We start from the raw sequence: 21839 nt of genomic DNA on the forward strand, positions 1-21839 counted from the left end.
GTGTCGGTCATCAGCTCCCCCGGTAGGTTGAGTAGCCCCACTGGTTGAGCAGCAGGGGGACGTGGTAGTGGGCGTTGGTGTCGGACACCTGGAAGTCCAGGCTTACCTGTGGGAAGAAGGTGTCCAGCCCGTGCTGCTGGTACCAGGCGCCGGTCTCGAAGGTGAGCCGGTAATGGCCTTCTTCAATGGCGGCGTCGAACCAGTCCATGATGCGACCGTCGTCGTCGGTGATGCCTTCGGCGATCAGGGTTTCCCTGCCGCGCAGCACGTTGTAGAGGGAGACCGCCACGCCGGCAGCGGGGCGACCACCGCCCAGGTCCAGGATATGGGTGGTGATGGGGCTCTTTGCGGTCATGCCAGTTTCTCCAGTCTTATCTCGGTGATCTTGGCCTGTTCCCGGGCGGCGTTTGCGATTTCCTGCTCGCGGGTATTGGGCAGGCGGGCTTCCAGCAACTCGAGCATTTCCTCGGCGGATTTGCCGGTGGCGCAGACGATGAAGATAAAGCCGAACTTCTGCTGGTAGGCGTCGTTGTCCGCCTTCAGGCGTCGCAGCACGGCCTCCGGGGCCTGGCGGGCGCCGGCCTGCTCGCCGCTGGCCAGGGCTTTGGTGCTGGCGTACTTGCGGCGCAGGCTGTCCACATCGCCGATTTTCGGGTGGGCCTCGAAGGCCTGTAGCCAGTCACTTTCGGTGAGGGTGGGCCACAGGCGCTGGCTCTGTTCCATCATGGCTTCACGGCTGGCGTAGGGGCGGTTGTCCACCATGCCCTGTACCCAGGGCCTTGCCGCGCAGCAGTCGCGGAAGCGGGCTTCGGCCTGGTCACGGGGCAGGGTGTTCAGTTCCTCAAGACTCATTCGGGCTTCTCTTTTTGGATGGCTCAGATTGCTGATCGGTGTCGGTGTTCTGGATCAGGCCTTTCAGTTCCTTCCAGGGCAGGCCACGGCGGGTGGCGGGCTGGTCCGCGCTGGCGGTCAGGCTCAGCAGTTCGGCGCTGATGGACACGGCGACCTCCATGGGGCGCTTGCCGGGAATGTCGGAGCGGCCTACCGGACAGCGGATGGTGGCGATCTGCTCGCCGCTGAAGCCCCGGTGCTCCAGCCGCTGGCGGAAGCGTTCCGCCTTGGTGTCGGAGCCGATCAGGCCGATGCCCGCGCAGTCTGCCGTCGTCAGCAGGGTGCGGCACAGGTCGAAATCCAGTTGGTGGTTGTGGGTGAGGATCAGCACCTGTTTGCCGGTGCACAGGGCGGGGGCGTCGCCGACGGGATCGTCGGTGTGGTGGATGCGCACATTGGCGGGCACCCCGGCGGGGAACTGGTCAGCCCGCTCGTCCACCCAGGTGACGCGCCAGGGCAGGTCCCCGAGGATGGTGACCAGGGCCCGGGCCACATGGCCGGCCCCGAAGATCACCAGTTCCTGCTCGCAGCCCGGGTGCGCTTCGATCAGTACCGAGACACTGCCGCCGCAGCACTGGCCCAGGCTGGCGCCCAGGGGGAAGTGGGCCAGTTCGCTGGTGTAGTCCTGTCTGGCCAGCCGCTCCCGGGCCTGCTGGCAGATGCGGTATTCCAGGTGGCCGCCGCCAATGGTGTCGTAGCTGTGTTCGCCGGTGACCACCATCTTGCTGGCGGGCTCGCGGGGTACCGAGCCGGTGACGCCCAGCACGGTCACCAGCACGTAGGGTTCGCCCCGGTCCTCGCAGTGGGCCACGGCCTGGTACCAGTTCAGTCGCTTTTCCATCACGCGGTCTCCTTCTGTTGGGCCAGCCACTGCTGGCTGGCGGTGACGGCGCCCAGCACCCGTTCCGGTGTGGCCGGAGTGTCCAGGGGCGGGCTGAAGCGGTAATCGGTGAGACTGGCCACGGCATCCCGCAGGGCGCTCCATACGGCGATGCCCAGCATCAGCGGTGGTTCGCCCACGGCCTTGGAGTGGAATACGGTGGCTTCCCGGTTCGGGCTCTGGGGCAGCAGCGCCACCCGCAGGTCCGGCGGGCAGTCGGACACGGCCGGGATCTTGTAGGTGGCGGGGCCGGTGGTCAGCAGCCGGCCCTCGTCGCTGTAAACCAACTCCTCGGTGGTCAGCCAGCCCATGCCCTGCACGAAGCCGCCCTCGATCTGGCCGATGTCGATCTCCGGGTTCAGGGAGCGGCCGACGTCGTGGAGGATATCGGTGCGCAGCACGCGGTACTCGCCGGTGAGGGTGTCCACCACCACTTCGGAACAGGCGGCGCCATTGGCGTAGTAGAGGAACGGCCGGCCGGTGCCGGTTTCCGGGTCATAGTGGATCTTGGGGGTGGCGTAGAAGCCGGATGACCACAGGGGGATGCGGTTCATGTAGGCGGTCTGGATAAAGGTCTCCCAGGGTACCGCGAGGCCGCCGATCATCACCTGGTTGTCGGAGAAGGTGATTTCCTCCGCTGGTGTCGCCCAGTGTTTCGAGGCGAAGTCCACCAGCCCCTCCAGGATCTTCTCGCAGGCATCCAGTGCCGCCATGCCGTTCAGGTCGGAGCCGGATGAAGCGGCGGTGGGCGAGGTGTTGGACACCTTGTCGGTGCGGGTGGCGGAGACTTTCACCCGTTCCAGGTCCACCTGGAAGGCGGAGGCCACCACCTGTGCAATCTTGATATACAGGCCCTGGCCCATTTCGGTGCCACCGTGGTTCACCACGATGCTGCCGTCGGTGTAGATGTGCACCAGCGCGCCGGCCTGGTTCAGGTGCTTGGCGGTGAAGGAGATGCCGAATTTCACCGGCGTCAGGGCCAGGCCCCGTTTCAGGACCGGGCTGGTGCGGTTGTAGGCGGTGATCTCCGCCCGGCGCTGGCGGTACTCGGAACTCGTCTCCAAGGTCTCCATCAGTTCCGCCAGTACATGCTGCTCCACGGTCTGGCCGTAGTGGGTAGTGTCCCGTCCGGGCCGGTACAGGTTGAGCTTGCGGATATCCAGCGGGTCCCGGCCCAGGTGGCGGGCGATGTCGTCCATGGCCTGTTCGATGATCATCATCCCCTGGGGGCCGCCGAAGCCCCGGAAGGCGGTGTTGGACACCGTATGGGTCTTGCAGCGGTGGCCCACCACCCGGGCCTGGTCCAGGTAGTAGGCGTTGTCGGCGTGGAACATGGCGCGGTCGACAATGGCGTCGGACAGGTCGGGGGAATAGCCGCAGCGCCCGGCCACCATGATGTCGGCACCCCGGATCAGGCCGTCGTCATCGAAGCCGATGTCGTAGGTGTTGTAGAAGTCGTGGCGCTTGCCGGTCTGCACCATGTCGTCCGCCCGGGACAGCCGGTACCGCACCGGTCGCCGGGTGGCGTGAGCCAATAACGCCGCCACGCAGGCCAGGGGCGCTGCCTGGGTTTCCTTGCCGCCGAAGCCACCGCCCATGCGGCGAACCTCCGCCTGCACTTCGTGGATGGGCAGGCCCAGCACTTCCGCCACCAGTTTCTGCACTTCCGAGGGGTGCTGGCTGGAAGTATGCACGAACATGCCACCGTCCTCGGTGGGCTCCACCAGGCAGGCCTGGCCTTCCAGGTAGAAGTGTTCCTGGCCGCCCACGTGCTGTTCGCCCTTCAGGCGGTTGGGGGCTTCCGCCAGGGCCTTGTCCGGCTCGCCCCGTTGCTGGGTGTGGCTGGGGCGGACAAAGAGCTGTTTCTCCAGGGCCTGCTCTACCGTGACCACGGCATCCAGCGGTTCGTACTCCACCTTCGCCAGCCGCGCTGCCTTGCGGGCCGCTTCGTGGGTGATGGCAGCCACGGCGAAGATGGGCTGGCCGATGTGTTCCACAATGTCGTCCGCCAGTACCGGGTCGCCGGGGAATACCGGGCCGATGTCCAGGTGGCCGGGTACTTCCTTCGCGGTGATCACGGCCACCACGCCGGGACAGGCCCGCACGGCCTCCAGGTCCATGGACAGGATGCGGGCGTGGGCCTGCTCGCTGTGGCCCACGGCAGCGTGGAGCAATCGTTCGGGGGTAGGCAGGTCGTCGATATAACGGGCCTGGCCGCTGACGTGCTTCCAGGCACTGTCGTGGTGCGCACTGTGGCCGGCCAGTCCGCGTGCGCTGTGGGCCGGCGTCGGGGTGTTCAGGGGCAGTTTACGCATAGTCGGTCACCATCAGGGATTCGCTGGTGTTGGCGTCTGAGGCCAGCAGTGCCCGGCGCAGCAGGTTGCCGGCGACCTGCTGGCGGTAGGCGGCGGAGGCGCGGACGTCGCTCATGGGAGTGAAATCACCGGCCAGGGCGGTAATCGCGGCGGCCACGCTGGCCTCGTTCCAGGGCTGGCCTTTCAGGGCGGCTTCGGCCTTCAGGGCCCGGGCCGGGGTGGCGGCCATGCCGCCGAAGGCCAGCCGGCAGTCCGCCACCACGCCATTGTCCACGGTCAGGCGGAAGGCGCCCAGCACGGCGGAAATGTCGTCGTCCAGCCGCTTGGAGATCTTGTAGATATAAAGGTGTTCGTTGGCCGCAGGCACGGGTACCCGCACCGAATGTACGAATTCGCCCGCTTTCAGGTCGGTCTGCTTGTAGCCGTGGAAGAAATCCTCCAGGGGCAGGCGGCGCTCGCCGTCCGGGCCGTCCAGCACCAGGGTGGCGCCCAGGGCAATCAGGGGCGGGGGCATGTCGCCGATGGGAGAGGCGTTGGCGATATTGCCCCCCAGAGTGCCCCGGTTGCGGATCTGCAGGGAACCCAGGCGCTCCACCATGGCGTCGAAGGCCGGCCACAGCGCTGATAGCGGCCCACGGAACTGCTGGTAGGTGGCTGCGGCGCCGATGACCAGTTCGTCCCCTTGCTGCTCGCATCCTTTCAGTTCCCCGACCCGTTCCACGCTGATCAGGTGCGGCAGAGTCTTCAGTTGCTGGGTGATCTCCAGGGCCAGGTCGGTGCTGCCGGCCACCAGGCGGGACTCGGGGAAGGTACGGCGCAGGTCCCGCAGCTCGGCCAGGGTGGCGGGGGCATCGTAGCGAAGGCCGTCCGCGGTGCCGGACGAGACGCTGCCTCCCGGGATGCCCGTCAGTCCGGGGTTTGCGCCGGTGCCACACAGGCTGGCGGCGGGGTGGGATGGCTCCGGTGTCCACTCCTGCACCAGGGCCTGGCGACCGGCGTCGATGATCGGGCGGTAGCCGGTGCAGCGGCACAGGTTGCCGGACAGGGCTTCCAGCAAGCGGTGGTCGTTCGGGTCAGTGCCTTCCTTATGGGCGTGCAGGGCAATCAGCGACATCACGATACCCGGTGTGCAGAAGCCGCACTGGGAGCCGTGCTTCTCCATCATGCTGCGCTGTACCGGGTGCCCCGGCTCCTGCTGGAAGGCGTCCACGGTGATCAGCTCCTTGCCGTGCAGGCTGCCCAGCAGGCTGATGCAGCTGTTGATGGCCTCGTACCGGATGCTGCCATCCTGGTCAGGTGTTCCTGTGATGACCGTGCAGGCACCACAGTCACCGGAGGCGCAGCCCTCCTTGGTGCCGGTGAGTCGCATTTTGGTGCGTAACCACTCCAGGATGCTCAAATTTGGGTCGACCTGGTCAACTTTTTCCATTTGACCGTTCAGAAGGAATTCAATCACGACTCTCTCCGCTTATGGGCTATTTGCGGTATTTCGCGGGCTACTGCCTTTCACTATAGACAGGCTTTTCGCAGCTTCTACGCCCGATTCTGCAAAAATCTGACCAATTGGTTCATTTCCGGTTTTTTCAGTTTTTATTAACGATTGGCAAGCATATTGCTCAGCCTGGAAATGTTGATTGGTTGGTCAGTTTATGAAATTGGCCAGGCCGGAATGTGGAACAAGAAGAGGCTGTGTATGAGTGCGGCGCTGCGCCTGAAACTGGAAAACATCGTCAAGGAATACCCGGGCTGCCGGGCCAACGATGGTATCGATCTCACGGTGGAAGCCGGGGAGATCCATGCGCTGCTGGGCGAGAACGGTGCTGGTAAGAGCACCCTGATGAAGGTGATCTACGGCGTGGTGCAACCGGATGCGGGAACCATGACCTGGAATGGCCACCCGGTGCGGGTCACCAGCCCGGCCCAGGCCCGGGAGATGGGCATTGGCATGGTGTTCCAGCACTTTTCCCTGTTCGAGACCCTCACCGTGGCCGAGAACATTGCCCTGGGCCTGCCGTCGGAAGAGGCCCGCAACCGTGGCGAACTGGATCGCCGCATCCGTGAGGTGTCCGAGCGCTACGGCATGGCCCTGGACCCCCGGCGCTTTGTCAGCACCCTGTCCGTGGGCGAGCGCCAGCGGGTGGAAATTGTGCGCTGCCTGATCCAGGAGAGCACCCTGCTGATCCTGGACGAACCCACCTCGGTACTGACCCCGCAGGAGGTGGCCGACCTGTTCACGACCCTCCGGCAACTGGCGAAGGAAGGCTGCAGCATCCTCTTTATCAGTCACAAGCTGGAGGAGGTGCGGGCGCTCTGCCATAACGCGACCGTGCTGCGCCAGGGCCGGGTCAGTGGTGATTGCCGACCGGCGGAGGTGTCCGCCGCCGAGATTGCGCGCCTGATGGTGGGTGACGATACCCCGATTTCCACCCGGGTGGCGGCTGCGGACGCCGGCGACGTGCTGCTTGAGGTGCGTGACCTGAGCTGGCAAAGCGGCGACCCGTTCGGCACCAGTCTGAAACACATCAACCTCGACCTGCATCAGGGCGAGATTGTCGGCATCGCCGGTGTGGCCGGCAACGGCCAGGACGAACTGCTCAAGGTGCTGTCCGGAGAAATCCGTTCGGCCCGGGACAGTCTGTCCTTCGGCGGGGTGGGCATTGGCGCCCTGAACCCGGATCAACGCCGCAGGCTTGGCGTTGCCATCGTGCCGGAGGAGCGCCTGGGACGAGGGGCGGTGCCGGGCATGACCCTGGCGGAGAATGCCCTGCTGACCGCCTCCAGTCAGGGGCTGGTGGAGCGGGGCATGATCCGCTTCGGCAAGGTTCGCGAGTTCTCCCGCGAGGTGATCCGCCGCTTCGGCGTGCGTTGCACTGGTGAGGACAGCACCGCCGCCAGTCTCTCCGGTGGCAACCTGCAGAAGTACATTATTGGCCGTGAAGCCCTCCAGAACCCGAAGCTGCTGGTGGCCTCTCACCCCACCTGGGGCGTGGACGTGGGCTCGGCGGTGGCGATCCACGAAGCGCTGGTACGCCTGCGCGATGAGGGCGCCTCGATCCTGCTCATCTCCGAGGATCTGGACGAGCTGTTCCAGCTCTGTGGCCGTATCGGGGCCATCTGCAACGGTCGCCTGTCGCCCCTGGCACCAACGGCGGACCTGACCATCGAGCAACTGGGCGAATGGATGGCCGGCGGCTTTGGCGAGGAGGAGGCGGTCCATGCTGCTGCTTGAACGCCGCCCCGTAGACTCGGCCCTGATGCGCTGGACCTCACCGGTGCTGGCCCTGGTGCTGACCGTGATCACCGGCTTTGTGCTGTTCCTGGCCATGGGCAAGGACCCGGTGGAAGGCCTGACCTTCTTCTTCATCACTCCGGTCAGTGACCTGATCGGCCTGGCGGAACTGGGGCTGAAGATGGCGCCACTGCTGTTATGCGCCGCCGGCCTGACGGTCTGTTACCGGGCCAAGTTATGGAACATCGGTGCTGAGGGTCACTTCCTGATGGGGGCCCTGGGCGCCAGTGTGGTGGCCGTGCAACTGGTGGATGTCTCCGGTTTCTGGGTGCTGCCACTGGTGCTGGTGGCGGGTGTCATCGCAGGCATGCTGTGGGCGGCCATTGCCGCCGGTCTGAAGACCCACCTGAACTGCAATGAAATCCTCACCACCATCATGCTCAACTACATCGCCCTGAACCTGCTGCTGTTCACGGTTCATGGTCCCCTGAAGGACCCGTACGGCTTTGGCTTTCCCCAGTCGGTGATGTTTGCGGAATCCGCCCTGTTGCCGGACCTGATTCCCGGCACCCGCCTGCACCTGGGGCTGGCCTTCGGACTGCTTGCGGCCGTGGCCGTGTGGGTGCTGTTCGCCCGCAGCTTTATCGGCTTCCAGCTCAATGTGGTGGGGCAGGACCAGCGCGCTGCCGCCTTTGCCGGCTTCGGCGCCCGGCGTCTGACCTGGTTCGCCTTCCTGGTGGGTGGCGCCACCGCCGGCCTGGCCGGGGCCTCGGAAGTGACCGGCCCCATCGGCCAGCTGGTCCCGCAGGTGTCCCCGGGTTATGGCTATACCGCCATCATCGTGGTGTTCCTGGGGCGCATGCACGCCCTGGGCATCATCGCCGCCAGTGCCCTGCTGGCGCTGACCTTTATCGGCGGCGAAATGCTGCAGATCGCCATGAACATGCCCAAGGCCACCACCGGGCTGTTCCAGGGGCTGCTGCTGTTCTACCTGCTGACCTGCGATGCCTTTATCCACTACCGCCTCCGCCTGAAGCAGCCGGTACGCCAATCCACCCCCGTTGCAGCCAGCGCTGCCACCCAGGAGGCCTGACATGGAACTGCTGACCAATGTACTGGCCGCCACCGTGGTGGCCGGCACGCCGCTGCTGCTGGTGGCCCTGGGCGAGCTGATCTGCGAGCGCTCCGGCGTCCTCAACCTGGGCCAGGAAGGCATGATGCTGATGGGCGCGGTGGCCGGCTTTGTGGCCACCCTGACCAGCGGCAGCCTGTTTGTGGGTGTGGTTGCCGCGATCCTGGCCGGCATCGCCATGTCGCTGCTGTTCGCCTTCATGGCGGTCACCCTGGCCGCCAACCAGTATGCCGCCGGGCTGGCCCTGACCATCTTCGGTACCGGGCTGAGTGCCTTTGTGGGTGCCGGTTTCGTAGGCGAATCCATTGATGGTTTCAGCCGTGTGGCGATCCCGCTGCTTAGTGACATTCCGGTGATTGGGCGCGTGCTGTTCAACCAGGATCCGTTGGTCTATCTGTCGCTGGCTGCCTTCGCTGCCGTGTGGCTGTTCCTGCGCCACACCCGCGGCGGCCTGCTGCTGCGGGCCGTGGGTGAGGACCCGGATGCGGCCAACGCCAATGGCCTGAGGGTGCTGACCGTGCGCTACCTGGCGGTGGCCTTCGGCGGCGGCATGGCAGGGCTGGCGGGCGCCTACCTGTCCCTGGCCTATACCCCGCTGTGGACCGAAAACATGACCGCTGGTCGTGGCTGGATTGCCCTGGCCCTGGTGGTGTTCGCCACCTGGCGCCCGGAGCGGGTGTTGCTGGGTGCCTACCTGTTTGGCGCCGCCAGCATCCTGCACCTGGTGCTCCAGGGGCTGGGCTGGAAGAGCTCCACCGAGCTGCTGGCGATGCTGCCCTACGTGGTCACCATCCTGATGCTGATCCTGCTGTCCTGGAACCCGGCCCGGACCCGATTGAATACACCGCTTTCCCTTGGCCAGCCGTATCGGCCTGGCCGTTAGGAGCCGAGCAAGAAGCTTCCAAAAATAACGATCCACCGTGCGCCAACAATGCTCAAAAAAGAAAGTAATCCGAGAGACTGTAACCACAGAGGTATTACCATGAATGCATTTCGTAAGACACTGATCGCCGGCTGTGTGACGGCCGCTTCCTTTGCACCCGCAGCCCATGCCGAGAAGTTCTTCGGCGGGTCCAGCATCTCCATCCTCCACAGCAATCAGTACCAGGGTGTCGAATTCGACGCCGGCGGTGATGGCGGTATGGAGTATGAAGCCACTTATTTCACCTTCGAGAATGTGACGGCCCATGACTGGGGCGGCACCTTCTTCTTTATTGATCGCGACCAGCCCCAGGGCGACCTGGAAGGCACGGATGAAGTCTATGGTGAATTCGCACCTACCCTCAGTGGTAGCTGGCTGACCGGACAGGACCTGTCCTTTGGCCCGGTCAAGGACGTTGTGCTGGCGGGTCAGTACGAATTCGGTGGTGGCACTGAGGCCAACAACTACATGACCGGTTTTGGGCTGGCCTGGGACGTGCCCGGCTTCAACTACTTCAATACCGCGTTCTACTATGTGAACAACAGCGAGATCAGCGATGACTGGCAGACAACCGTGACCTGGGGTGTGCCTTTCAATGTCGGCCCGGCCCTGTTCCTGGTGGATGGCTACATCGACTGGTCCACCTCGGCCAGCGACCACGAGTCCGAGTTCCAGTTCACCCCGCAGATCAAGCTGGACGTGAGCAACTTCTGGGGTGAGCCGGGCGTTCTGTATGCCGGTGTGGAATACCAGTACTGGAACAACAAGTTCGGTCTGGACGACACCCTGATCGACACCCAGAGCTCTGTCAGTGCCCTGGTGAAATTCCACTTTTGATCCGTCACGGGAGTCCGGCAGAATAACCCTGTCGGACTCCTGAACACATGGACAACAAGTGAGACGCGAATGACCAACAACCCAGTTGCAGAGGCGCCGGTGAACGGCAAGGACCTGAAAGCCGGCAATGGCCGCAAGTACCGGCCAGGGCGCATTAGGGAACGGAACCGGGAAAAGATCCTGCAGGCGGCGGAGGAGGAGTTCGCCCAGCATGGCTACAAGGGCGCCACCATCCAGAACATCGCCGAGCGGGCGGGGTTGCCGAAGTCCAATGTGCTTTACTACTTCAGCAACAAGACGCGCATGTACAGCGCCATGTTCGATGACATCCTCGGGCGCTGGAACAAGGTGTTCTCGGACATCAGGCCGGAGGACGATCCGGCGGAGGCGCTGTCCAGTTTCATTCGCACCAAGGTGGAGATGTCCCGCCGCTATCCGCTGGCCTCGCGGCTGTTCGCCATGGAGATTATCCAGGGCGCGCCGTTCCTGATGGACCACCTGCGTACCAACATGCGGGAATGGGTCCGGGGCCGGGCCGAGGTCATCCAGCACTGGATCGACGACGGTCGCATGGCGGAGGTGGACCCGGTGCAACTGATCTTTCTGATCTGGTCATCCACACAACATTATGCCGACTTCCAGGTGCAGATCCTGATGGTGGAGAACAAGGCGGAGTACGAGCAGCGCGACTTTGACCACGCCGCCGACTTTCTCACCGATGTGATCCTGCGGGGGTGCGGCCTCGAGAAGCCGAAATGAACGAACACGATTCCTACCCCCGGGACATGCGGGGCTACGGTGAACACCCGCCCCACGCCCGATGGCCCGGTAACGCCCGTGTCGCCGTCCAGTTTGTGCTGAACTACGAGGAGGGCGGCGAGAACTGTGTGCTGCATGGTGACGAGTACTCCGAGACCTTTCTCTCCGACATCATCGGTGCCGAGGCCTACCGTGACCGGCACATGAGTATGGAGTCGCTGTACGAGTACGGCTCCCGTGCCGGGGTCTGGCGCATTCTGAAGGAATTCCGCAAGCGGAAACTGCCGCTCACCATCTTTGGCGTCACCATGGCCATGGCCCGCAACCCGGAGGCGGTGAAGGCCTTCATCGACGATGGTCACGAGATTGCCTGCCACGGCATGCGCTGGATCCACTACCAGGACATGAGCGAGTCGGAAGAGCGCCGCTACATGGAACTGGCCATCGAACAGCACACCCAGCTCACCGGCGCGCCGCCCCTGGGCTGGTACACCGGTCGCGACAGCCCCAACACCCGCCGCCTGGTGGTGGAGCAGGGCGGTTTCGAATACGACAGTGACTACTACGGCGACGACCTGCCGTTCTGGACCACGGTGACCACCCGCGACGGCGCCGAGGAACCGCATCTCGTCGTGCCCTATACCCTGGAAGCCAACGACATGCGTTTCTGTTCTCCCCAGGGGTTCAACTCCGGCGAGCAGTTCTTCCAGTACCTGAAGGACAGTTTTGATGTGCTTTACGAGGAAGGCGCGGAATCCCCGAAAATGATGTCAGTGGGTCTTCACTGCCGCGTCATCGGCCGTCCCGGACGCTTCCGGGCACTGCAGCGCTTTCTCGACCATATTCAACAGCATGAGCAGGTGTGGGTGTGCCGGCGAATCGATATCGCCCGCCACTGGAAACAGGTGCACCCCTATCACCCCGGAGACAACGAATGACTGATGCAGTAGTGGCCCCCGTAGTCGAAGGGCCCGACTTTACCCGCCAGGGCCTGAACCTGGCGGATGGCAGCCTGGGGGCGGAAGTGACCCAGGTGACCGATGAGTTCTTCGGCCCCCGGGACCGGATGCTGAACCCGGAGCAACCGGTGTTCTACCCGGACCGTTACGACGACCACGGCAAGTGGATGGACGGCTGGGAAACCCGCCGTCGACGCACCACCGGCCATGACTGGTGCATCGTGCGCCTGGCGATTCCCGGCGTGCTGATGGGGGTGGATTTCGATACCAGCTTCTTCACCGGCAACTTTCCCCCGGCGGCGTCCCTGGAGGCCTGCTTCAGCCCGGCGGGGGAGCCGGACGAAAACAGCGACTGGCAGCCCCTGGTGCCGGCGATGGAACTCAGGGGCAACGACCACCGCTTCTGCGGGATCGCCTCCGACCAGCCCTTCACCCATGTGCGGGTGCAGATCTATCCGGATGGCGGCCTGGCCCGGCTGCGGGTCTACGGCAAGCCGTTCTGTGACTGGTCCACGCTGGCAGCCAGCGAATCCGTCAACCTGCTGGCCCTGGAACATGGCGGCGATCAGGTGGATCAGGCCTGGAGCGACGCCCACTACGGCGAGCCCCGCAAGCTGCTGCGTCCGGGCCGGGGCATCAACATGGGCGATGGCTGGGAGACCCGTCGTCGCCGCGAACCGGGTAACGACTGGTGCATCCTGGCCCTGGGCCACAAGGGCATTGCCGAGCATGTGGAAGTGGACACCGCCCACTTCAAGGGCAACTTCCCGGCTGGCTGCTCGATCCAGGCCGCCTGTGTGCAGGAGGGTGCGGCGACGCCCCAGTCCCTGATCACCCAGAGTATGTTCTGGCACACGCTGATGGACGAGCAGCCGCTGACCGCCGACAGCATCCACCAATTCAGCAAGCTGAACGACCTGGGGCCGATTACCCATATCCGCTTCAACATGATTCCGGATGGCGGTGTCAGCCGGGTTCGCCTGTTCGGGAAGCCGGTTTCATGACCATGCCCCGGGAGATCGTCGCGGAGCCTCTGACCCGGGAGGCTTTCGCCCGCTTTGGTGAGGTGATCGATACCGATGGCGTCGACTCCTTCCCCATTAACCAGGGCCGCACCGAACGATTCCACGCCCTGGCCGGTGTGGAACTGCTGGGCGATGATCCCTGGGCCATCCTGTCCATTTTCCGGGGCCAGCCCCTGGAGCCCCTCGACATCACCCTGATGGAGCGCCACCCCCTGGGCAGCCAGGCGTTCGTGCCCATCAACAATCAGCCCTTCCTGGCGGTGGTGGCACCGCCGGGGGAATTCGACGAATCCGCCATCCGGGTGTTCCTGGCCCGGGGCAACCAGGGCCTGAGCTACCGGGCTGGCACCTGGCACGCGCCGTTACTACCCCTGGAAGCGAACGCCGACTACCTGGTGGTGGACCGCCAGGGGCCTGGTCATAACTGTGATGAAACTCTGTTGGCGACGCCGGTGCGACCGGTACTGCCAACGTCCTGATCCCTGCCAATGCCAGAAAAAACCTCCCTCCAACAAAAAGAATAGGGAACTCAAAAACAGGGCACGGGCTTAACGGGCCGTGCCCTGGTGACCTTGTGCGAGGAGAGAGTGGTATGACGAGCAAGACAATTTCTGACGTGACCCGGGTGGGTCGTCCTGGCTGGCTTTCGGGGCTGGCCCTGGCGGCAGGTCTGACACTGTCATCGGCGGCGGCCTGGTCGGCGGAGCTTGAGAAGGTGACATTCCGCACCAACTGGTTTCCGCAGGCGGAACATGGTGGCTGGTATCACGCCGATTCCCAGGGGACCTATGAGGACTACGGCCTGGATGTGGACATGGAGCCCGGCGGTCCGCAGGTGAACAACATCCAGTTGCTGCTGGGCGGGCGTGCCGATTTCGTGATGCTCCATTCCAGTGGCCAGATCCTCACCGCCCTCGAGGAAGGTCTGCCGCTGGTGGCGCTGGCCGCTTTCTACCAGAAGGACCCGCAGATCATCATGAGTCACCCGGGCGTTGGCAACGACAGCCTGGAGGACCTCAGGGGCAAGCCCATCCTGCTGTCCCAGGACGCCCACCAGTCGTTCTGGCCCTGGCTGAAGCAGAAGTACGGCTACACCGACGACCAGGTGCGCCCCTACACCTTCCAGATGGGGCCGTTCATCGCCGATCCCGAGGTGATCCAGCAGGCGTATGTGACCTCCGAAACCTTCGTGGTGAAGGAAGCCGGCATTGATCCCAATGTGTTCCTGCTGTCGGACCATGGCTGGCGGTCCTACTCCACCATGATCGTGACCACCCGCGAGACCCTGGAGCAACGCCCGGAAGTGGCCCGCAAGTTCGTGGAGGCAACCATCGAGGGCTGGTACCAGTACCTGCAGGATCCGGCAGCCACCAACGAGTACATTAACGAACTCAACGAGAACCAGGGGCCGGTCCAACTGGCCCACTCCCTGCGGGAAATGGATGAGCGGGGCATTGTGCTTTCCGGCGATGCCTTCACCGGTGGCATTGGCATCATGACCGATGAACGGTGGCAGGCGATCCAGGAGCAACTGGTGGGCCTGGGGCTGGTTGATGACGCCGTCGATCCGAAGCAGAGTTATACCACGGAGTTCGTGGGCACCGGGGCAATCCACGACATCATGGCCCGGTATCCGGAGGTGTCCGGTGTGGAAGCGGACTGAGTGTCGCCATGCAACCTGATGTGACAGAGCGGGGCAGGGTCCGGGTCCTGCGCCCGGATTCCCCCCGCGAAGCCGTCACCATGGCCCGGCGTTTCGGTGGCACCTACATCGCCGGTGCCAGCTGGCTGCAGCCTGTCTGGGAGCGGGATCAGTGCTGGCCTTCCTGCCTGGTGGCCCTGGATCCCGGCTGGCCGGGCTTCCGGGGCATTGACCAGGGCGAGTGCGGGCTCACCATGGGTGCGCTGACCACCCTGGACGAACTGGCCCGGCACCCGCTGGTCCACGACTACCTGCCGGGCCTGGCGACCTTGCTGGACCAGGTGGCGGGGCCGGGCGTGCGTCGACTGGGAACGGTGGGGGGCAACCTGTGCGCCGGTGGCGACCTGTCGGCCCTGCTCCTGGCCCTGGACGCCCGGCTTCACCTTGTCGGTCACCATGACCCGAAAGGCGAAAGCCTGGTGGTGTGGGACGCGGCGGACTCCGGTGTCGATCTGATCCAGTCGGTCACCTTGCCCGATGCCCGGCCATGGCGTATTGCCGTCGACAAGCTGGGCCATCGTGAGCGCTTCAGCCCCACCCGGGCAACGGTGGTCTGTGTCCATGACGGAGAGCGGCTGCGGCTGGCGGTGAGTGGCGAAGGCGGGCCGGGCCGACTGTCCATCAGTGAAGCGGCATTGAACGATGGCCACTCACTGTCCGGGGCGGATCGAATCCAGATCCTGGACACCGAGCTGGAATTCCGTGGCTGGCAGGATCCGACCCTGCGTCTGGCTATCCAGCGGATGGTGGATTACCTGCTGACGGAGGTGGGCCATGGCGTCTGATACCCCTGGGAAGATTGTCACTCTTGGCGCCGATGCCCTTGACGGTGGAGGTCCGTCGTCGGATCTTTATCGCCGCATAGAAGGGCGACTGACCTATCCCACCGATCTTACCGATACCCCGGGACTGTTGCAGGGTGCGATCCTGCGCAGTGAATACGCCCATGCCCGGTTGCTGCGAGTGGATACCACCCGGGCCAGAACCATGCCGGGAGTGCACGCGGTGGTCACCGCCGACGATGTGCCCGGCCTCAACCGGTTGGGCATCGTGGTGCGGGACCAGCCCGTGTTCTGCGAGGATCGCGTGCGCTACGAGGGCGACGCCATCGCCGCCGTGGCGGCGGACACCCGGGCCCAGGCCCGGGCGGCGCTGGCGGCTATCGAGGTGGAGTACGAACCGCTGTCACTGGTCACCGACCCAATGACGGCGGAGCAACAGCTGCCGCTCCATGAGGGCGGCAACCTGCTGGCGCAGGAGACCTTCCATCGGGGTGATCCGGAGCAGGCCTTTGCCGCCTGTGCGGTGGTGGTGGAACACGAATACCGGACGCCCCGGCAGATGCATGCCTTTATGGAAACCGAGGGTGGCATCGCCATACCCGATGATGCCGGTGGTGTGCACTTCCGGGTGGGCTGCCAGTCCGGCCACCGGGATGCGGAACAACTGGCCGACATCCTGGCACTGACGCCCGGGCAGGTGACCGTGGAAGCCATGGCCACCGGGGGTGCCTTCGGTGGTAAGGACGAACTGACGGTGCAGCCGGCGGCGGGCATCCTGGCCCTGAAAACCGGCCGTGCGGTGATGATCCACCTGGACCGTTTCGAGTCCTGCCGGGCGGGCATGAAGCGACATCCCGTGGCGGTGAGGATGACCACTGGTTGCGACGCGGACGGGCGACTGCTGGCCCATCGGGTGGAGGCGGTGCTGGACACCGGCGCCTACGCCAGCCTCGGTCCGGCAGTACTGGAGAACTTCCTCGACCACGCCACCGCACCGCTGTACCGGATCGGTGCCTATGCGGTGTCCGGGCGACTGGTCTACACCAACAACGGCGTCTGCGGCGCTTTCCGGGGCTTCGGCGGCAACCAGGCCACCTTCGCCGTGGAATCCCAGCTGGACGCCCTCGCCCGGGAACTGGGGCTGTGCCCCCGGGAACTGCGGCGCATCAACCTGCGGTCGGTGGATGAACCCGGCAGCCGCCATCAGCCCGTGCGCTGGACGGCCCCACCCGTCGAGGTGCTGCGGCAGGCGCAGGCATCGCCCTTGTGGTCACCGGAGACAGCCCCCCGGGGGCGTTGGCTGGCGGGCACCGGCATGGCCATGGGTGCCCAGGGCAACGGGCTCGGGGACGGCCTGCCGGATGCCGGTGGTGGCCGTATCTCCCTGAGCCGTGAGGGCCGTATCCGGGTGGAGTTCGGATTCTCCGACTACGGCCAGAACATTGGCGAGGCCATCACCCATTCAGTGTGTGCGGTATTGGGCTGCCACGGGAGCGACGTGGAGGTCATGCTGGGGAATTCCCGGGGGCCGGATTCCGGACCCACCAGCGCCTCACGCAGTTCGGTGCTGGTCCACGGTGTACTGGCCGGGATGCTGCCCCGGTGGATGGATGCGGTAAGGTGCCAGGCCGCCGAACTGACTGGTTATCCCGGGGATGACCTGGCCCACGGCCCCGGTGGTGTCTTCCACCAGGGCCGCCAGGTGCTCAGCTACCGGGAACTGGCGGATAACGGGCGACCGGAAGCGATGGTGGCCGATGCCCGCCAGGATTTTCCCGTGGCGCCGGAACAGGACTACCCGGTGGGACGATACCTGCAGCTACAGATTGCCACCGTGGCCAGGGTGAGGGTGGACCGCCTGACCGGCCGTGTCAGGGTGACCGATCTCCACCACATCACCGCCGCTGGCCGGGTGATCTATCCGCCCGGTTATCTCGGACAGATCGAGGGAGCCGCGGTCATGGGCCTTGGTATGACACTGACCGAGGACATGCCGGCGGAGGATGGCCGGCTGCGGCGGGACAACCTGGACCAGTACCTGATTCCCACCTTCCATGACGCGCCGGCGCAACGGGTTGATGTGCTGGATGAGACCCCCGAAGACGATTCCTTCCCGGTGCGGGGTGTGGGCGAACTGGGCATTGAAGCCGTCGCGCCGGCCATCACCTCGGCCATCGAAGCCGCGACGGGCGTCCGCATCCGAACGTTGCCGGTTGACCCGGGCGTTCTGCTGACTGCCATCCATACCCGAGAGGCCGTGTCATGAATGATCTGTACAGGGCCTCGGAGCCCGTCACCTTTGAACTGAACGGGGAAACCGTAACCCGCTCGGTACCCGCCGCCACGCCGCTGCTGGACCTGCTCAGGGAGGTTGGCCAGTGCACCTCCGTGCGCCCCGGCTGCCGTATCGGTCGTTGCGGTGCCTGCAACGTGCTGATGGACGGGCAGGCAATGCCGGCCTGTCTGATCATGGCCTGGCAACTGCCGGGCCGTCGGGTTGAAACCGTGGAAGGACTGGGCGGTGACCCCGACTTCCTGAAGGTGCGCCAGGCTCTGGCGGAAGAGAGCGCACTGCAGTGTGGCTATTGCACCCCCGGCTTCGCCTTGTCCCTGGTATCGGGGCTGCGGGAGCGGCGCCAGGGCAATCCGGTGGATCTGGGCGAGGCAATCGCCGGCAACCTCTGTCGCTGCACCGGTTACGGCGGCCTGAAGCGGGCCGTGGAAAAGCATCTGAGCCCCTGCCCATCGACGAGTACCGATGGCGGGGCCGGCAACAGGAACCAGATTCCAGGAGAACCAGAATGACCGCAACACCTGCCGGCAATCGCCGGACCCTATTGTGCGCCGATGCCGTGCTGCCAATGACCGCGGGCGATCCGGTGATCACCGACGGCGCCGTTCTGGTCAGCGGTGACATCATCAAGGCCGTGGGGCCCCGGTCGCAGCTGGAACAGCAGGCCCCGGATGCGGAGTGTCGGGAATACGGGCGCGCCGTGCTGATGCCGGGCCTGATCAATACCCACAGCCATTCCGGCCTGTTGCGGGGTACCGCGGAGGAATTGCCGGTGTGGGAGTGGCTGCAGAAATACATTGACCCCATGCACCGGGTGCTCAGGCCCGACGAGGCGGAGACCGCGTCCTGGCTGTGCTACGCCGAGAGCCTGCTGGCCGGTACCACTACGTCAGTGGATATGTGGCGCTACATGGCCGGCTCCGCCCGGGCTGCCGAACACCTGGGCAACCGGGTGGTGATGGTGCCCTATGTGGGCGAGGCCGAAGGCCACGACTACTTCGATACCCTGGACGACAACGAACGGCTGCTGGAGCAGTGGCATGGCGGTGCCGGTGGCCGGGTCCAGGTCTGGGTCGGGCTGGAACACCAGTCCTATGCCACGCCGGCGGCCTGTCGCCGGGCGGTGGAGCTCAGCAATCACTTCCAGACCGGGCTGCACACCCATTCCAACGAGGCCGAGATTGAGCGGGCGGAATCCCAACGGCTCCATGGTCTCAGCCCGATCCGCGACCTGGAAAAACTGGGCCTGCTGTCACCGGAGCGGGTGCTGCTGGCCCACTGCGTGTGGCTGGATGACGACGAAATCCGGGCGCTGGCGGATTACAACGTGGGCGTGGCCCATAACCCCTGCAGCAACATGAAGCTGGCCAGTGGCTCGGCGCCGGTGGAAGCCATGATCGAGGCCGGCATTGCGGTGGGTATCGGCACCGACGGCGAGAAGGAGAACAACAACCTCGACATGTTCGAGGAAATGAAGTTCGCCTCCCTGCTGGCCAAGCTGCGCAATATGGATGCCTCGGCCTGGCGCTCGTGGGATGTGCTCCGGGCGGCGACCATTGAAGGTGCCCGGGCCCTGGGCATGGAGCATCAGATCGGTTCCCTGGAGCCGGGCAAGCAGGCGGATATCATTGCCGTGAAGGCGGATACACCGAGGATGACGCCTTTTATTCCCTCCGGGCCACTGCAGAACCTGCACTACAATCTGGTGCATTCCACCCTGGGTGGGGACGTCAGGATGACCATGGTGGCGGGGCGGATTGTGGCCGAGGATCAGGTGCTGCTGAGCGGTGACCTGTCGGCCTATATTGATGAAGCGAACGCTGCGGCCGTGCGATTGCTGACGCGTCGGGATGACTGGCTGGCCAGTCAGAAAGAGGATGCCTCTCTGGCTTGAAGGCCGGTGGGGGAACGGTCGGTGGAGGGAAACGATGATGCGGAGGGCGCCGGGGCCCTCCGCGGTTGGCTGAATCAGACGGACAGCAGGACGAAATCCTCCTTGGTCACCAGACACTCCGGGCACATCCAGTCCTCCGGGATGTCCTCGAAGGCGGTGCCCGGTGGAATGCCGGAGTCCGGGTCACCCACGGCCTCGTCGTAGATCCACCCGCACACCTGGCAGACCCACTGGAGGGATTGGCCGGTGTCTGCCGCTTTCTCCGGCGCAGGGCTGGTGTCGTTGGCGGTTGATTCTTCCCGCACCTGCTGAAGCCGGCGCTCGAAGGCCAGCCGGCCCTTCTGTTCCAGTTCGAAGGCCGTCATCACCCGGTCACGCACCCGGGCCTGCCGGTCAGTGGTGGTGGCGTAACGGTGAACCGCCATCCGCCCCAGGGACACGTGGAACTTCTCGTCCGGGATGATCTTTTCCAACACCGCCCGGGTACTGTCGGGCACCCGGGGGAGCAGGCCGTCGAAGGCATCCATGGCGCCCAGTTCCCCGGTGATGTTATGGGCGGCCACCCGTTCCAGGGTGTCGTCGCCGGCGGCATAGAACTCGCTCACCCATGCCACCCATTCCGGTTCCGGTGTCCAGCCCTCCATGCTGGTGCCGAGGGACTCCAGGTGGGACAGGATCAATTGATAATGCCTGCCCTCATCGGCCACCTGCCGACAGAGCCCGACGAATACTTCCGGCTCCGGCGTGTCCCGGAGCCATGAGCCGATGAAACCGGCGGCTTCCTGCTCGTACCAGCACTGGAACTTCAGCCATTCGATCAGCTCGGCCCGCTCCAGGGGCTGGTAGCCACCAAAGCTCTTTTCCGCCTCGGAGAGGGCATCCCGGCGGCTTTCCAGCGTGCTCACCAGGTTCTGGTAGAAGGCCTTCGGGTCTTCTGCGGACTGTGTTTCCGCTGCTGCCGTACTCATACCGCCTCCTTCATCTCTGCCTGAAGGGCCTTCTGGTCATGGACGGCATCGTGCCACTGGCCGTTGCGCAGGCAGCCTACGGCCCGCAAGCGGCGGTCGACGGTGATCTCCTCATGGCCATCGGAGAGGGTGCAGGAACCTTCCTCCATATCCAGCACGCTGACCTCGGCGGCCCGGCCGGCCGTCAGGGTTCCATACTGGTCTTCGCGGTTGATGGCTTTTGCCGCATTGATGGTGTTCATGGCGATGACCTGCTCCAGGGGCACATCCAGTGCCCAGAGCTTGGACATGGTGGTGGAGAGGGAATGCACTGGGCCATCGACGTTGAATACGTTGAGGTCCGTGGAAATGGTGTTGGGCATGTAGCCCCGTTCGATCAGGCGTCTTGCCGTGCGGAAGTGGAAATCACCGGCGGAATGGCCGATGTCCATCAGGACGCCGCGGTTATAGGCATCGGTGAACGCCTGGGTGGGTTCGCCCCGGGCGTCCAGTTGCCCGCCACCGCCACGGCAGGCGTGGGTGATGATGTCGCCCTTGCGTAGTTGATAGAGGAGTTTTTCCGTTTCCAGCACCGGTGTGTGGGGGAAGGACCCCAGGTGAATCATGATCGGCAGGTCCGGGGCGATCTGGTGGGCGGCCTCCAGGAACGGCGAACGGTCCGGGTTGTCGGTAATGGTGGGCCGTACCTTGAAGCCCACGATGACGTCACGGTTGGCGTCGACCACTTCCTTTGCGGAGTCGATATCGATGTTGCGTTCGTCATCGGCGATGCGCAGGTAGTGGCAGATAAAGGTCTTGTTGGCCAGGTAGATCTGGGACGGGTCCATCAGGGCGAAGATTTTGGTCCTGGTGTCCGGGTGATCGATGATCCCCTTGCGGGCCAGGCCGAAGATGGTGGTACTGGTGGTGCCGGCGTCCACGATAATGGGGACACCGGAATCCACCCCCATCAGGTCCGTGGGCAGGCAGAAATCTCCGAGTCCGGTAAAGCAGTGGGTGTGGATATCGATCAGGCCGGGAGTGACCAGCTTGCCGGTAACGTCCCTGACCTGGGCATCGGGATAGCGGGTGCCGGCATCCGGTCCCACCTCCAGTATGGTATCGCCCCGGGTGACCACATCAGCGATGTCGTCGGTTCCGTTGGCCGGGTCGATTACCCGGCCACCCTTAAGTACAAGAATGGCATCTTGAGCGGAAGGCATAGCATTCCTCCGGTATTTCACGAGAACCGTACGCCACCGCGGCGTTATG

20 protein-coding genes are annotated in these 21839 nt (G+C 64.8%); 13 read left to right on the forward strand and 7 right to left on the reverse strand.

Features of this window, described 5'->3' with window-relative positions:
* Positions 1-10: 10 nt before the first annotated feature.
* From uraH to xdhA, 5 genes are read right to left on the reverse strand one after another with little or no spacing between them, the layout of a single operon-like run.
* Positions 11-355 carry a hydroxyisourate hydrolase gene (gene uraH / locus ACJO2E_RS18005; RefSeq protein ID WP_406965692.1) on the reverse strand — a complete coding sequence of 115 codons (345 nt, stop codon included), beginning with the start codon at positions 353-355 and terminating at the stop codon, positions 11-13.
* The gene (gene uraD, locus ACJO2E_RS18010; RefSeq protein WP_406965693.1) at positions 352-852 is read right to left on the reverse strand and encodes a 2-oxo-4-hydroxy-4-carboxy-5-ureidoimidazoline decarboxylase; all 501 of its coding nucleotides are present in this window, start codon (positions 850-852) and stop codon (positions 352-354) included. The genes uraH and uraD overlap by 4 nt, the downstream gene beginning before the upstream one ends.
* Positions 842-1732, reverse strand: a complete 891-nt coding sequence (gene xdhC, locus ACJO2E_RS18015) for a xanthine dehydrogenase accessory protein XdhC (protein ID WP_406965694.1) — start codon at positions 1730-1732, stop codon at positions 842-844. Before xdhC ends, uraD begins: the two co-directional genes overlap by 11 nt.
* Complete coding sequence (xdhB, locus tag ACJO2E_RS18020) at positions 1732-4086, reverse strand: xanthine dehydrogenase molybdopterin binding subunit (protein WP_406965695.1); 2355 nt, start codon at positions 4084-4086, stop codon at positions 1732-1734. The genes xdhC and xdhB overlap by 1 nt, the downstream gene beginning before the upstream one ends.
* Positions 4079-5542 (reverse strand): xanthine dehydrogenase small subunit, encoded by a 1464-nt coding sequence (gene xdhA / locus ACJO2E_RS18025; protein WP_406965696.1) that lies wholly within the window; start codon positions 5540-5542, stop codon positions 4079-4081. Before xdhA ends, xdhB begins: the two co-directional genes overlap by 8 nt.
* A gap of 237 nt (positions 5543-5779) precedes the next feature.
* On the opposite strand from xdhA, the gene ACJO2E_RS18030 reads away from it, so the two are divergent.
* The 13 genes from ACJO2E_RS18030 to ACJO2E_RS18090 all read left to right on the forward strand — a co-directional run bounded on the left by ACJO2E_RS18030 (position 5780) and on the right by ACJO2E_RS18090 (position 19620).
* On the forward strand, positions 5780-7315 hold the full coding sequence (locus ACJO2E_RS18030; protein ID WP_406965697.1) for an ABC transporter ATP-binding protein: 1536 nt from the start codon (positions 5780-5782) through the stop codon (positions 7313-7315).
* Positions 7302-8408 (forward strand): ABC transporter permease, encoded by a 1107-nt coding sequence (locus ACJO2E_RS18035; RefSeq protein ID WP_406965698.1) that lies wholly within the window; start codon positions 7302-7304, stop codon positions 8406-8408. The genes ACJO2E_RS18030 and ACJO2E_RS18035 overlap by 14 nt, the downstream gene beginning before the upstream one ends.
* A 1-nt stretch (position 8409) precedes the next feature.
* Complete coding sequence (locus ACJO2E_RS18040; RefSeq protein WP_406965699.1) at positions 8410-9330, forward strand: ABC transporter permease; 921 nt, start codon at positions 8410-8412, stop codon at positions 9328-9330.
* A gap of 99 nt (positions 9331-9429) precedes the next feature.
* A complete protein-coding gene (locus ACJO2E_RS18045) occupies positions 9430-10206 on the forward strand; it encodes an outer membrane protein OmpK (protein ID WP_406965700.1) in 777 nt (258 codons plus the stop codon).
* Between the two features lie 69 nt (positions 10207-10275).
* Positions 10276-10965 (forward strand): TetR/AcrR family transcriptional regulator, encoded by a 690-nt coding sequence (locus ACJO2E_RS18050; RefSeq protein ID WP_406965701.1) that lies wholly within the window; start codon positions 10276-10278, stop codon positions 10963-10965.
* Complete coding sequence (puuE, locus tag ACJO2E_RS18055; protein ID WP_406965703.1) at positions 10962-11903, forward strand: allantoinase PuuE; 942 nt, start codon at positions 10962-10964, stop codon at positions 11901-11903. Before ACJO2E_RS18050 ends, puuE begins: the two co-directional genes overlap by 4 nt.
* Positions 11900-12928 carry an allantoicase gene (gene alc / locus ACJO2E_RS18060; protein ID WP_406965705.1) on the forward strand — a complete coding sequence of 343 codons (1029 nt, stop codon included), beginning with the start codon at positions 11900-11902 and terminating at the stop codon, positions 12926-12928. Before puuE ends, alc begins: the two co-directional genes overlap by 4 nt.
* Entirely contained in the window at positions 12925-13428 is a 504-nt protein-coding gene (locus ACJO2E_RS18065) for an ureidoglycolate lyase (protein ID WP_406965707.1), read from the forward strand. Before alc ends, ACJO2E_RS18065 begins: the two co-directional genes overlap by 4 nt.
* A gap of 113 nt (positions 13429-13541) precedes the next feature.
* Positions 13542-14612, forward strand: coding sequence for an ABC transporter substrate-binding protein (locus ACJO2E_RS18070; RefSeq protein ID WP_406965708.1), 1071 nt, complete (start codon positions 13542-13544; stop codon positions 14610-14612).
* Between the two features lie 8 nt (positions 14613-14620).
* Positions 14621-15436, forward strand: coding sequence for an FAD binding domain-containing protein (locus ACJO2E_RS18075; RefSeq protein WP_406965709.1), 816 nt, complete (start codon positions 14621-14623; stop codon positions 15434-15436).
* The gene (locus tag ACJO2E_RS18080) at positions 15426-17699 is read left to right on the forward strand and encodes a xanthine dehydrogenase family protein molybdopterin-binding subunit (RefSeq protein WP_406965710.1); all 2274 of its coding nucleotides are present in this window, start codon (positions 15426-15428) and stop codon (positions 17697-17699) included. The genes ACJO2E_RS18075 and ACJO2E_RS18080 overlap by 11 nt, the downstream gene beginning before the upstream one ends.
* A complete protein-coding gene (locus tag ACJO2E_RS18085; protein ID WP_406965711.1) occupies positions 17696-18238 on the forward strand; it encodes a (2Fe-2S)-binding protein in 543 nt (180 codons plus the stop codon). Before ACJO2E_RS18080 ends, ACJO2E_RS18085 begins: the two co-directional genes overlap by 4 nt.
* Positions 18235-19620, forward strand: a complete 1386-nt coding sequence (locus ACJO2E_RS18090; protein WP_406965712.1) for an amidohydrolase family protein — start codon at positions 18235-18237, stop codon at positions 19618-19620. Before ACJO2E_RS18085 ends, ACJO2E_RS18090 begins: the two co-directional genes overlap by 4 nt.
* A 74-nt stretch (positions 19621-19694) precedes the next feature.
* Here ACJO2E_RS18090 and ACJO2E_RS18095 read toward each other — a convergent pair whose 3' ends face one another.
* Both ACJO2E_RS18095 and ACJO2E_RS18100 read right to left on the reverse strand, forming a co-directional pair.
* Positions 19695-19838: a rubredoxin gene (locus tag ACJO2E_RS18095; protein WP_406965772.1), complete on the reverse strand. Its 144-nt coding sequence runs from the start codon at positions 19836-19838 to the stop codon at positions 19695-19697.
* A gap of 746 nt (positions 19839-20584) precedes the next feature.
* Positions 20585-21790: an amidohydrolase/deacetylase family metallohydrolase gene (locus ACJO2E_RS18100; RefSeq protein ID WP_406965713.1), complete on the reverse strand. Its 1206-nt coding sequence runs from the start codon at positions 21788-21790 to the stop codon at positions 20585-20587.
* Positions 21791-21839 lie beyond the last annotated feature (49 nt).

It is taken from the genome of Marinobacter shunpengi (assembly GCF_045449695.1).
Taxonomy (GTDB): Bacteria; Pseudomonadota; Gammaproteobacteria; order Pseudomonadales; family Oleiphilaceae; genus Marinobacter.

Excerpts from the sequence above, each read along its gene's own strand:
- uraH (WP_406965692.1), bottom strand. The coding sequence starts at position 355 with ATGACCGCAAAGAGCCCCATCACCACCCATATCCTGGACCTGGGCGGT.
- uraD (WP_406965693.1), bottom strand. The coding sequence starts at position 852 with ATGAGTCTTGAGGAACTGAACACCCTGCCCCGTGACCAGGCCGAAGCC.
- xdhC (WP_406965694.1), bottom strand. The coding sequence starts at position 1,732 with ATGGAAAAGCGACTGAACTGGTACCAGGCCGTGGCCCACTGCGAGGAC.
- xdhB (WP_406965695.1), bottom strand. The coding sequence starts at position 4,086 with ATGCGTAAACTGCCCCTGAACACCCCGACGCCGGCCCACAGCGCACGC.
- ACJO2E_RS18030 (WP_406965697.1), top strand. The coding sequence starts at position 5,780 with ATGAGTGCGGCGCTGCGCCTGAAACTGGAAAACATCGTCAAGGAATAC.
- ACJO2E_RS18035 (WP_406965698.1), top strand. The coding sequence starts at position 7,302 with ATGCTGCTGCTTGAACGCCGCCCCGTAGACTCGGCCCTGATGCGCTGG.
- ACJO2E_RS18040 (WP_406965699.1), top strand. The coding sequence starts at position 8,410 with ATGGAACTGCTGACCAATGTACTGGCCGCCACCGTGGTGGCCGGCACG.
- ACJO2E_RS18045 (WP_406965700.1), top strand. The coding sequence starts at position 9,430 with ATGAATGCATTTCGTAAGACACTGATCGCCGGCTGTGTGACGGCCGCT.
- ACJO2E_RS18050 (WP_406965701.1), top strand. The coding sequence starts at position 10,276 with ATGACCAACAACCCAGTTGCAGAGGCGCCGGTGAACGGCAAGGACCTG.
- puuE (WP_406965703.1), top strand. The coding sequence starts at position 10,962 with ATGAACGAACACGATTCCTACCCCCGGGACATGCGGGGCTACGGTGAA.
- alc (WP_406965705.1), top strand. The coding sequence starts at position 11,900 with ATGACTGATGCAGTAGTGGCCCCCGTAGTCGAAGGGCCCGACTTTACC.
- ACJO2E_RS18065 (WP_406965707.1), top strand. The coding sequence starts at position 12,925 with ATGACCATGCCCCGGGAGATCGTCGCGGAGCCTCTGACCCGGGAGGCT.
- ACJO2E_RS18070 (WP_406965708.1), top strand. The coding sequence starts at position 13,542 with ATGACGAGCAAGACAATTTCTGACGTGACCCGGGTGGGTCGTCCTGGC.
- ACJO2E_RS18075 (WP_406965709.1), top strand. The coding sequence starts at position 14,621 with ATGCAACCTGATGTGACAGAGCGGGGCAGGGTCCGGGTCCTGCGCCCG.
- ACJO2E_RS18080 (WP_406965710.1), top strand. The coding sequence starts at position 15,426 with ATGGCGTCTGATACCCCTGGGAAGATTGTCACTCTTGGCGCCGATGCC.
- ACJO2E_RS18085 (WP_406965711.1), top strand. The coding sequence starts at position 17,696 with ATGAATGATCTGTACAGGGCCTCGGAGCCCGTCACCTTTGAACTGAAC.
- ACJO2E_RS18090 (WP_406965712.1), top strand. The coding sequence starts at position 18,235 with ATGACCGCAACACCTGCCGGCAATCGCCGGACCCTATTGTGCGCCGAT.
- ACJO2E_RS18100 (WP_406965713.1), bottom strand. The coding sequence starts at position 21,790 with ATGCCTTCCGCTCAAGATGCCATTCTTGTACTTAAGGGTGGCCGGGTA.